This window comes from Nostoc sp. WHI (genome assembly GCF_015714725.1).
GTDB lineage: Bacteria > Cyanobacteriota > Cyanobacteriia > Cyanobacteriales > Nostocaceae > Nostoc.
In genome coordinates, this window is the sequence record NZ_WBKM01000016.1 from 16,060 (window position 1) to 28,302 (window position 12,243).

Below are 12,243 nucleotides of genomic sequence, written 5' to 3' on the forward strand. Positions count from 1 at the left end.
TACTCAGGACTCAGGGCTAGACAAACCTTCAAAGGCAGGACAGTAACCTTCTAGAGTTACCTTAAAGTTATACAACGGGGAAGCTGGGTTCCAACACCTCTGCCCCCTTTGATGTCGGCAAGTACCGCAACAGTCTACATCTGTCCATGTATAGCGATCGCTGTTTTGGTTGAGCAATTCTCGTTGAGACAATCCCCGTAATACTAGTTCTTCCCCTTGCCAACGAGCTTCGACTAAACCAGTATCGGCAAACTGCCGCCAACGCGGATCAGCAGTAATCACATCAGGTAGGGTGATAGTGATTACTGTTCCTAACTCTGTAAGTTCACCTTCGTAGTTAGTCTCTGGTGCTGCCGGCTGTAAAAATGTATCGCCGATGGGCAGTTCTACTAAGGTGTCAGCCGCCGGCGAATGCACATGGTAACGGTTTTGTAACTCCTCTAAGCTAGTTAGGTCTGCCAAGTAGGCAGGAGAACCGTGAACAAAAATTACGTGTTGGGGCCGCAAATTATGAATTAGCTGCGTAGTGCCAGGGCCATCACTATGTTGAGCTAGAAGATAGGTTTCGACAGTTGTGGGTGTTAAATATTCTTTGTTAACTTTTATATCAATTTTTTCTGGCAGGAGGATCAGCCAGGGGCCAGTGTCTAATTGGCAATATTCACCCAAATCAGATGTAGAGTCGGTAAGGACGATACAAGGCGACTTGCCCACAGTGGCACGATGTTCTGGCTGTAAACGACGCACGCGGGGACGTACCCGTTCATCCCAAAACAAAGGTTGATGGCGGGCGAAGTTCTGGACGGATGGGGGGAGGTGGGGTAGTAGTTCTAGGTAGGCATCGCACCCAGTGGCAACAGCAGCATCTACCCAAATATCTAAATCTCGTCCGGTGAAGTGGTGATGAGAGCGTAAGAGCATTAATAGTTCTTGACCCAATCCTAAAGCCGGAGTGGGAAAGATTACAGAACAATGGTCAGCGATCGCCCGATTAATTCGCTCTGCTAGTTGATTTTCTTGGTTGCGGCGATGGGGATGACGGGATGTGCCATAACTGCCTTCAATGATCAGCACATCTAAGTCTAAGCCCCGCAGTTCCTCTAAACGCAAACCTTCTACCAACCGGGAGTTTGATAGGAAAAAGTCGCCTGTATATAGTAGCTTGTAAGTACGCTGCTGGGTAGTGTAAGTAAGCAGAATTGCTACTGCTCCTGGTAAATGCCCGGCGGGAAATAATTCTGCTATTAGACCCTCTTGGATTTCCACAGGCGATCGCAACGGCAAGGCATGACAAAATTGGGAAATTTCCTCAGCGTTTTGGTCTAGCCAATTCAGTGGCAGTAACTTGGTGGTCACCTCACTGCCATAAACAGGTAACTTTGGGAAAGCTTTATGCAGTGCCAGTAAGCCTCTGGCGTGATCTGGGTGGGCGTGACTAACCAAAACTAAATCTGCCGGTAAAGGCGAACTAGTTCCATGTACCGATTTAGTAAGCCCCTTCGCCAGGGATGAAATATCCTCCATACCACAGTCCAACAGGATGCGGTGTGGCCCCATCTTCACCAATAAACACACGCCCTCGTTGTCATGCTGGACACTATAGGGCAAACATTCTAATTCACTACCCGCTTCCGCAGCATCTACGCGAGAGGATACCGACAGATTATCCCTCATGCTCTCCTCCCCTCAAACCTGATCATCATGGACATATCCCAAAAGCCAAAAGTTACACAAATTTTGGTTTTGTGACTTAGGGGTAAGTTTTGTTGTGCGCCCCTACACCCTGAGAATACAGATTTTTGATTGGGGAGGACGCTTGCACCGAACTTGCACTGGTTCGGAAAGGTGGGCTAACCAAAAGCCATCAAACTAGGAGCTAAAGGAGTTTGGCTGTTGTTTATTTTCCCTTTGCAAGTTCTGAGCTATCTTAGCCAACTCACTCTACGGGAAGTCGCCCAAGTATCTACAGACTTATTTCAATGTGCGGAGCCATTGCCGTGATAGTTGTCTGAATCATAGAATCCATTTTTCGTACCAAAAAATAAGCACGAAAGCGTAAATATAACTGTTAATCCAGCTAGAATCAGCTTTACATCCATTTGTTTGCTGCCCTTTATGAAAGACTTCCCTATATTAATTTAGTGCTTCCGCAATCAAACGCAATCACTAGAAAATCTTTACTATGCTTATGTGGATTGGGCAATAGGTAAATTTACCGCAATCAGTCAGATTGTAGAACTTTTCGGTCAACCTGTCCATTCATCTACACATAAACCAATATGATTGCGATGTCTACGATGGTCACTGAGCTTGCCGTATCCTTCTCCCGTCGGAGACGATCTTGCTACGCGCAGCCTCTCGTAGAGAAGTGCGGGCTACGCCTACGCAATCCTCTACAACCCATAAAAATCCTCATCTAGAATCTGCTCAATCGAAAAAGGGCAAACAGTGGGATATTCACTTTCATAGGGTATCCGAACCCCAAACTTAGCAAGCTTACCTTCCTTAATGCCTAGCTTCCGAGCATCTGGGTAGGCTTTTTCCAGCGCCTCTACCAGAAAACTTTTTAGAGAAGGAGTATCTGCCAAATTATTCAGAACTCGCTGACGATGTTCAAGTATTGAGCTATACCAGCTTCCTTTCATCATATCAGGTACATCATTCTGAACTCGTAACTTGAGTAAATGCGCCAATAAAATTGTCAGATTGCTTTTGAGCGCATTTTTCTCTGCCTTACCCAAATCAACTAGCTCCTCAATCAAATGCTCAATATCCAACGCCTCAAATTCATGATTTTGTAACTGTTGAATGGTTTGCTCAATCCATAATTGCAAATCTTGATCGTATAGCGTGTTAGGCATTTCTTAGATCAACTCCCAGAGTTACTCACTCGATCATAGCCAGGAATGCGATCGCACTTAGGGATATTTGAAAAGTATTGGGCGAATTCCATTCGCCAGGGCTAGTTTTTGAAGACGCAATAAATCATACTACTTTGTCAAGGAATAATTGACGAGAACATTCTCTGTAGAGACGACGATTTATCGCGTCTCTCTAACGTTCCAGTATTTTAGACGCGATAAATCGCGTCTCTACATGAGGGCTTTCTGGTTTATCCCAAGTGTATTGGAGTAAAACCTGTCTGACTTGTGTGTACACCATAGCTTTACTAAGAAGAGGAACAGGTTTTGCGTAGCAGAAACAGGGTGAGGTTTTCTTAGGCTATTCAATAAGTCCTAAACACTCGCTCACGAGTATCAAAGACTCTCGCACGAGTATCAAAGACTCTCGCGCGAGTATCAAAGGCTCTCCCACGAGTATCAAAGGCTCTCCCACGAGTATCAAAGACTCTCCCGCGAGTATCAAAGACTCGTCCACGAGTATTAAAGACTCTCCCGCGAGTATTAAAGACTCTCCCGCGAGTATTAAAGACTCGTCCACGAGTATTAAAGACTCGTCCACGAGTATCAAAGACTCGTCCATGAGTATTAAAGACTCGTCCACGAGTTTAGAACAGGACTTACGCAACCAATAGTCGAAACCTTGATTTTCAGGTAGGGGCAATTCCAATACAGTTCAGATAAGACCAAAACATTTGTAGAGACGGCGATTTATCGCGTCTCAAAAACCCAAAGTTTTGTACCAGTAGCCCTTAACTGAACCGTATTAGGGGCAATTCATGAATTGCCCCTACAGCGTGTAGTTTTGCGTAAGTCCTATAGAAAACAGAAAGGGGAAAAGAAAAGGAATTAAATCTCCCTTTAACTTTTCCCCTTTCATCCTTTCCCTATCTCTGGCAAAGTTTACAGCCTATGAATCAGATGCAGTTTTAGCAGGTTTACTTCTGTTGCAGTCTAATCAAAAGGTTAAGAAGACGCAATAAATCGCCGTCTCTACAATTATTGGCGCGATGGTTTCTTGCCAAAGCCATAGCGCAATGTATCCATAATCCAAGTTTGGAAGTTGTCAATGTAGCTAAATATTACTGGTACTACCACCAGTGTCAGCAGGGTGGAAGTTGTGAAACCGCCCATTATGGCAATTCCCATTGGTTGGCGGACTTCAGAACCCGCGCCAATTCCTAATGCTAGGGGCAAAGTCCCGGCGATCGTTGCCAGAGAAGTCATTAAAATCGGGCGCAGACGTGACACACCCGATTCTACGAGTGCCTGACGTTGGGTTTTGCCTTCTTGCATATTGATGATTGTATAGTCAACTAACAAAATCGAGTTTTTGGTAACAATCCCCAACAGCAACACGACACCAATCAACGCATAAAGTCCCAAGGGTTTTTGGGCAATCATCAACGTTATCAGTGCGCCACCCAAACAAAAGGGCAAGGCTGCCATGATCGATAATGGATGCAGGAAGTTGTTATACAGCAGCACCAGAATTGCATAGATACACATTAATGACAGCCCCAGTGCTACTCCAAAACGACCGAAAATGTCTTGCATAATTTTGGCACTGCCTGAAGGTTGCTGTACAACTCCTGGCGGTAAGTTTTGCATCACAGGTAGTTTGTTGATTGTCTCGACTGCCTGGCCTAAAGAAATCCCTTGTAAATTGGCTTCCACGGCAACTTGACGGGCGCGATCGTAACGGTCAATGGTAGCAGGGCCGCTACCAAAGCGGATATCTGCCACTGCCACAAGGGGAACTAATCTACCATTTTGACTGGGGACTTGGAGATTTGTAATTGTGTTGATATCAGCCCGTGCTTTCGGGTCGATTTGGACACGAATGGGGATTTGCCGATCGCTTAAATTAAATTTTGCTAAGTTAGCATCATTGTCGCCAATGGTGGCAAGGGAAGCAGTCCGAGCGATCGCTTGCACTGTCACTCCTAAATCTGCTGCCCGTTGTGGGTTAGGAATTACTAAAATCTCTGGTTTAACTAAACTCGCACTAGAAGACACTTCTACCAATCCAGTTATAGCTCGCATCTGCTTTTCTAGGGCATCAGCAGTTTGATTCAATGCTTGAGGATTTTCACTCCTGAGAACAATTGATAAACCTTTACGACTGCCACCTGGTGACTGACTTTGAAAACTAATTCTAGCTCCTGGTATTTGCTCAAAGGAAGGGCGCACTTGTTCCTCAAACTGTTTTTGGGAAATATTTCGTTCCTCTTTAGGTTTGAGATTAATGGCAAGGGTTGCAGAATTGATCTGTTCCGTTGCTAGTACCCTTTCAACTACTGGGTTTTGCCGAATGATGTTAGTTGCTTGTGTGACTACCTTGTTAACGTCTTCTAAAGTGGAACCGGGAGCTAGTTCTACGGATACATTGGAAAATCCGAAGTCGCCATCATCAACGAAACCCTTGGGAATTAAGGGAACTAGCATCAGACTAGCAATAAAGAAAGCTAAGGCGATCGCGATCGTTGTCAATCTATGGCGTAATGCCCATTCTAAAAGTGATCTATAAGGTTGAAAACGCCGACGCTTTTCAGTGCTGAGTTTTCTATTTCCGTTCCCGCTACCTGGAAGGGTAAATTTAAAATTAAAGAATTTTACTACTCCCCTGCCCCCCTGCCTTCCTGCTCCCCTGCCTCCCTGCTCCTGTTTCTCCTGCAAGAGATACGCCCCCATCATGGGCGTAACCATCCGCGCTACAAGAGTTGAAAAAATTGTGGAAACGGCAACTGTAACACCAAATGGTTGGAAAAATTGCCCCGGAATCCCACCCATAAAGGCAACGGGCATAAACACGGCAATAATCGTCGCGGCACTTGCTACAACCGCTAATCCTACTTCCTCAGAAGAATCAAAAGCCGCTTTCCAAGCTGACTTGCCCATAGCCATGTGCCGTTCCATATTTTCAATTTCCACAACGGCATCATCTACCAAGTTGCCCACCGCCAGCGCTAATGCCAACAAAGTCATATTGTTGAGGGTGTAACCAAAGGCTTGCTGCACTGCGAAGGTGGGAATTATTGATAAAGGTAAGGCAACAGCAGTAATTAATGTTGCTCGCCAGTCACGCAAAAACACTAGAATAACAACGATCGCCAGCACGGAAGCTTGAATCAATTCCTCAATGGTGCTTTGGTAAGATTGGCGGACAATATCGGCTCTAGTAAAAATTAAATCCAGCTTGACATCTGCGGGAAGTGTTTTTTCGAGTTGTTTAACTGCTGCTTTGACTCCTTCTTCCACTGTCACCAGAACGCTGCCAGTACTACGCAATACCTGGAAAGCTACCACAGGTTGATTATTCAGGCGGGCAGTTTGGCGCACGTCGCCAAATTTATCTTCTACGGTTCCCAAGCTGGATAAGGGTACGGAACCACCCTCTGGTAAGAGAATTTCGTAGGTTTTCAAAATATCTACACTGGTGGCACTTCCTAAAGTACGGATACTTTGTTCGCTACCACCAACTTCGGCACGCCCGCCAGGTAAGTTAATGTTCAAAGCGCGGATTTGGTCGTTTACCTGGGTGGCGGTGATCGCTAAAGATTGTAAGCGATCGGGATTGAGATTGATCCGAATTTCTCGGTCAACTCCACCCACACGCTGAATTTGGGCGACACCACGGACTCCCAATAAGGCGCGGCTAATGGTTTGATCTACGAGGTTGCTTAATTCTTCTACAGAACGCTGATCTGATTTAACCGCGTAGGTGATCACCGAGCCACCGGAAAATTCCAGGCGTTCCACAATTGGATCGTTGATATCTTGGGGTAAATCTTGGCGAATTTGAGCGATCGCATTGCGGACATCATTGGTGGCGCGATCGCTATCTGTACCCAAAACAAAACTGATTGTCGTTCTAGAATTTCCATCGCTGACAGTGGAAATCATATAATCGATATTGCCCAACCCCGCGACGGCATCTTCAATTTTTTTCGTCACTTGGGATTCTAGTTCTGCCGGGCCTGCACCCGGTTGGGTGACATTTATCAAAACTGTTGGCACATCAATATTTGGGTTAATATCAATCCCCAAGGATATGAAGGAGAACCAACCCACCACTGTCAAAATTAAAAATAAAACTATTGTAGGAACAGGTTTTTTAATCGACCAAGCGGAGATATTGAAAGACATCGGGAAATTTTAGATTTTAGATTTTAGATTTTAGATTAGATATCTCAGTAGATTTGTAGGTTGGGTTGAGGAACGAAACCCAACCTACCCTGGAGTGCTTTTTTAGGCTTAAACGAGCAGTATTGCCACTGTTTGCATTCTGACTTCTGACCCTTCGGCAGGCTCAGGGCATCGCTTCTGACTCCTGACTTCTGACTCCTGACTCCTTCTTCAATTTGCCACTCGAACTTTATCGCCATCTTTGAGATAACCTGCACCATCAACTACGACGCGATCGCCTAACTGCAACCCACTCATAATTTCCACTTTGTCACCACTAGCAGGATCTCCTAACTTTACTCTCTGGGTGCGGACTGTATCTACACCCGATAAGGTGAATACAATTACACTTGAGTCTGCTTGAGACTGGACTGCTTTTTGCGGCACTACCATCCTCATCCCTGAGTTAGTAGTAATGGCGGCACTCGCAAACATCCCTGGTTTAAGTAAACTTGTTGTTGGCAAGTCAATTTTTACTGTAGCTTCACGCCTTTGATCGTTCACTTGTGGTTGGATGTCCCTAACTCGTCCCTGCGATCGCACACGCTGATCGACACCAGAAGTAATTTGCACGGATGCGCCAATTTTCACCTCATTTAGTTGAGTTTCGGGAACCTTTGCTTGAAGTTCTAGTTTTTGATCTTGGATAATAGAAAATAGCTTTTGTGTGCCACCAATCACAGTCCCGACTTGGGTTTGCGGCGGTACACCAGTAACATCACCTACTCTAACTAGTTTCTCGGCGATCGTTCCAGAAACCGACGCACGCACCACAGTTTGTCCCAACTGAGTTTGCAGTTGTTGCACCTTGGCAGAACTGCTGCGGACATCGGCTTTGGCTTTGTTGATAATAGCTTGGGCGTTACCAATATTCGCCTGGGCGCTGCCAATATTCGCCTGGGCACTACGCACATTTTCTTGGGCGAGATTCACAACTTGGATGGCAGTTTTCACATTGTAGGAACGAGTATCAAGTTCTTGTTTACTAATCGTCCCAGAGTCAGCAAGTTGTTGATAGCGTTGATAATTTTTGACTGCTTCCTCTAGCCTCGCCTTAGCTTGAGCTAAATCGGCTTGTTTTTGCTGGACTATCGCTTTATTTGATGCTAAATCCGCCTGTTTTGATGCTAAATCCGCTTGTTTGGATTCTACATCTGCTTGCTTAGATTCCACATCTGCTTTTGCTTGGCTAATTTGGTTTTGCAGTATGGAATCATCCAATACCGCCAAAACTTGACCTTTTTTCACAAAAGCTCCTTCTTTCACATCTTCGGGGATGCTTTTGATTTGTAAGCCGTTTGTCTGCGGTAACACCGGAATTAAATCACGCGCTGCGACAGTCCCAGTAGTTTTGAGGGTACGGACAACACGGGCGGTTCTTACTGTAGCGATGGTGACTGTCAGCGCTGGGTTAACTTTTTTATCCGCGATCGCACTTTGTTGACCAGATGGAAGACGATTTAATACACCCATCCCACCAAAGGCGATCGCAATTCCTAAACCAGCACCCAAGAATAATGGCTTCAACCATGCTCTGGTTTGTTTTTCATCTAACTGGCTCGTAAAGCTAGCATCCTCAGATATTACAGGTTCTTCCACCCCGACTTCTGAAACTCTTTCATCGCTCACAGTCTCACCTCCACTTTTCGTCTACCCATACAACTTTAAATATTTTCTTAAGAAAACTTGAAATTTATTTACTTTATATCAACTATGACGCATTTATCAGTAAATGTCCTTCATAATTTATAGTATAAAATATTGCATAAACTATATTATACTACGAGTAATTACTAAGAAAATTATGTAAATGATGATGCGAAAAATTATCTCATCTGGCTACTCTAAGTCACACACAATATGTATTTAGATCACTGTCAACCAGTGGTTAGCTATGAAATACTGATGAAGCTAATGTAGACTTAGCTAATTAAAATCAAAAACATTAATGTATCTTTGTACACTAGCCAATTATTTTTTCTACGCAACCCATAATCCCTCAGAACCCTTTATGTTGCAAAGAAGTTATGGTCTACCATGCAATCTACACATAGGGAAAGCTAGCATCCAGACCTATACCTGAGTTACAAAGGAGCAAACTCCATTGCCCTAAATTCCAGCAAGGGTGGCCCTGATTATGGAATTTTGAAATCAATCAATAAAATCAATAAATAATTGGTATTTACCAAATTAATCAAATATGTTCAATGCCACTGAAATTTTAATTGATGCCTTCGTTGATGAAATTCGAGAAGGCTACCGTCGCACTTATGGCTGTTTCAAAAATGATTATCAGGACATTATTGCCTGGGCTGGTAACATGGCTTTGGAAAACATTGCCAACAGCGATGCCCTTTATCACAATGTTGAACACACTGTCCTAGTAGCCCTAGTGGGGCAAGAAATTTTACGTGGGAAACACATTAGAGAAGGCGGTGTTTCCAGTGAAGACTGGTTGCATTGTATCATTTCCTTAGTGTGTCATGATATTGGCTACGTTAAGGGAGTTTGCCGGCAAGACCGAGAAGCAGCAGACTTATATGCCACAGGTAAGAATGGCAAAATGATTGCTGTAGCTTCTGGCGCTTCTGATGCCAGTCTCACACCCTATCATGTTGATAGAGCAAAGCTATTTATTGATGAGCGTTTTGGGGGTCACAAGTTAATAGATGCTGAAGCGATTAAGAGCAATATTGAATTGACTAGATTTCCCGTGCCTGCGGCAGAGGATCAGCAAGAGACAAAGTGCTTTGCAGGGTTAGTACGTGCTGCTGATTTGATTGGGCAACTAAGCGACCCACGTTACTTGAAGAAAATTACTTCTTTATTTTACGAGTTTGAAGAAACTGGTGTAAATAAAGTTTTGGGCTATAAAACCCCTGCCGATTTACGTAATAACTACGCTAAATTTTACTGGAATGGCGTTTTTCCCTATATCCAAGAAGGACTGCATTATCTGTCATTGACACAACAGGGAAAACAAATTTTGGCTAATCTCTACTCAAATGTGTTTGTTGTAGAACACGAAAAACAACAGCAAGAACAGCAACGGTATTTAGAAAAGTTAGGAGTTGCGAGTTAGGAGTTAGGAGTTAGGAGTGAGGAGTTAGGAGTGAGAAGTTAGGAGTGAGAAGTTAGGAGTGAGAAGTTAGGGGTGAGAAGTTAGGAATTTTGAATTTTTAACTCATAACTCCTAACTCCTAATTCATAATCGTGTCCCACTCCCTAGAATCAGGAGTGGGCTGCTATTTGCTACATTTGCAAAGGCAGTTATCTGTAGATGCCGTTGTTAAAACGATCGTCTCCCTCGTTGAAGGCAGGCTCTAGTTCTGTCACGGTAAATTTATCGAAGTTGGCTTGCAGGGTTTCTTTTTGGCGATCGCTCAATCCTGGAAGATCCAATACATCCTCTACTTTTTTGTAGGGAGCATTCGTGATAATTTTCTTGGCCAGGGTGGGATAAAGCCCTGGATACTGTTGAAAAGCTCGGACGTTGGTATTATTCAAATCAATTTTTTTACCGAATTCCGTTCCTAGTTTAGCGTCTGCCCGATTCTGCCGCTCAATTGCCAGAACTGGGACTTGAGGAAAAGCAAAACTGTTGAAACTAGCAGCTTGGGCTATCTGAGTTGTTCCCAACCATCCCCAGCAACTAAGTAACAAACTAAACACTGTTAATAAACGCGCCAATCCTTTCACGATTTTTCTACCTCTTTCCATCAAACAGAAATAAAAGTTTTAAGCTAACAGCCGTCAGCAGTCATCAGAAACTAATATACAGCGTATTAATATCCACAATATTTACCGTTACTGGGTTTGACTGTACTTTTGCAAAAAATTTTCATAGTGGTAAGAGTGCTTGCATAGCTGCAATAGCGTTGCATCCATGATCCTGGTAGCATTCCCAGCTAGACGAAATCTTTTCGGGGTGGCTGATTCTACCTCCCAACCAGACACGAAACTGTGCGATGTCTAATACCGAAAACCCCACCAAAAAAGACTTGATGCTGATGGACGGTTATGTAATATTTCTTAACTAATTAATCATCTACAACATCATTCTTGATGTGCTGTTGGCGCATCCTCTCGTAGAGAAGTGCTGCCTCCTTCACGCAGCGATCGCAGCTAACAAAAATAGGCTGTCTACCAAAATGGTGCTTAAAACTGCGCCACCAAAGGCATACCAGTGTCTTTGCTTTCTAGCTAAAGGTAAACTCCCCACTGTTAACAGCAGGAAGGCGAGAATTATTGCCCAAGTTTGTCCCCAAGGTGTTTGTACTTGCGTTAAGGCATTTTGTAATATTTGCGGTGCTATATCAGCCTCTACTCTCATGATTTGCCGCCAATAGGGCATTAATTCTGCTATATAAAAATATACATCTGTTAAAACTGTACCGAGTAAAGAACCTAAATAAAACCAGCTACCCACCTTGCCCCAATTCTTCGCCAAACACCAGCAGGCAAAGGGTAATCCTATAGACTCCATTGGTAGATGCCATACAGGTTCCCAACGTAACCAGCCCCAGTAAATCGCTCCTGCTAACCAACTCCAGCTAAACCCTAAGAGCAAATCTCCCCATACATAAGTTGCAGGATGTGACATTAACCTAAAACTTAGCCACACCCAAAATCCTGTCAGCGCTAAACTCAGACTTGGTAGCGATCGCACTATTGGCGCTTCGATAAAGACTGGCACTGTTACCAAAAACACCGCCGCCGCAAACACTAACCAAGTTTGTCGAGAAGATATAGATAAAGGTAGAGAGGGAGATAAGGAGAGTGTAGACTCTAATTCCTTAATACTTCTTTGCTCAGTGTCAGTTGGATGCAACTCCGTATCAATAGAAGGGGTAGAAGTGGTGTAGGAGGACAATGTATTATTAATCAAAGTTTTTAATATTTGTTACTAAACTTTATCTTATTTAAGATATCACATTTTTGAATCCCCCCCTGGGGCATTGTAATTATACTGAAATTTCGGGAGCGATCGCCCAAACCAATCCATTAAAGTTGCACTATGTACAGAACTTTCATGTAGTACTTTGTAAGCTAAAGACTACAGAGGAGCGAGGGGTAAATTTAACGGTTAAAAAGTGAACTGGCATCAGTCCGCTAAATATTAAAGTTTGATAAATTGGCGAAATTGCGTTGACTT

8 protein-coding genes are annotated in these 12,243 nt (G+C 43.9%); 1 reads left to right on the top strand and 7 read right to left on the bottom strand.

Going from position 1 to position 12,243, the window contains the following annotated elements; genetic code table 11:
- Positions 1 to 3: 3 nt before the first annotated feature.
- The 5 genes from F8S12_RS01520 to F8S12_RS01540 form a co-directional block, all read right to left on the bottom strand.
- Positions 4 to 1,674, bottom strand: a complete 1,671-nt coding sequence (locus F8S12_RS01520) for an MBL fold metallo-hydrolase (RefSeq protein WP_196514464.1) — start codon at positions 1,672 to 1,674, stop codon at positions 4 to 6.
- Positions 1,675 to 2,393: 719 nt separating this feature from the next.
- Positions 2,394 to 2,861 carry a DUF29 domain-containing protein gene (locus F8S12_RS01525; RefSeq protein WP_196514465.1) on the bottom strand — a complete coding sequence of 156 codons (468 nt, stop codon included), beginning with the start codon at positions 2,859 to 2,861 and terminating at the stop codon, positions 2,394 to 2,396.
- Positions 2,862 to 3,222: 361 nt separating this feature from the next.
- Positions 3,223 to 3,570 carry a hypothetical protein gene (locus F8S12_RS01530; RefSeq protein WP_230967719.1) on the bottom strand — a complete coding sequence of 116 codons (348 nt, stop codon included), beginning with the start codon at positions 3,568 to 3,570 and terminating at the stop codon, positions 3,223 to 3,225.
- 329 nt (positions 3,571 to 3,899) lie between these two features.
- The gene (locus F8S12_RS01535; RefSeq protein WP_196514466.1) at positions 3,900 to 7,049 is read right to left on the bottom strand and encodes an efflux RND transporter permease subunit; all 3,150 of its coding nucleotides are present in this window, start codon (positions 7,047 to 7,049) and stop codon (positions 3,900 to 3,902) included.
- 210 nt (positions 7,050 to 7,259) lie between these two features.
- Positions 7,260 to 8,717: an efflux RND transporter periplasmic adaptor subunit gene (locus F8S12_RS01540; protein ID WP_196514467.1), complete on the bottom strand. Its 1,458-nt coding sequence runs from the start codon at positions 8,715 to 8,717 to the stop codon at positions 7,260 to 7,262.
- Between the two features lie 571 nt (positions 8,718 to 9,288).
- On the opposite strand from F8S12_RS01540, the gene F8S12_RS01545 reads away from it, so the two are divergent.
- Positions 9,289 to 10,170, top strand: coding sequence for an Npun_R2479 family HD domain-containing metalloprotein (locus F8S12_RS01545; protein ID WP_196514468.1), 882 nt, complete (start codon positions 9,289 to 9,291; stop codon positions 10,168 to 10,170).
- A gap of 188 nt (positions 10,171 to 10,358) precedes the next feature.
- Here the strand turns inward: F8S12_RS01545 and psbU are convergent, their stop codons facing one another.
- Positions 10,359 to 10,787, bottom strand: coding sequence for a photosystem II complex extrinsic protein PsbU (gene psbU / locus F8S12_RS01550; protein ID WP_196514469.1), 429 nt, complete (start codon positions 10,785 to 10,787; stop codon positions 10,359 to 10,361).
- A 409-nt stretch (positions 10,788 to 11,196) separates the two neighbouring features.
- A complete protein-coding gene (locus F8S12_RS01555) occupies positions 11,197 to 11,976 on the bottom strand; it encodes a DUF3120 domain-containing protein (RefSeq protein WP_196514470.1) in 780 nt (259 codons plus the stop codon).
- Positions 11,977 to 12,243: the final 267 nt, after the last annotated feature.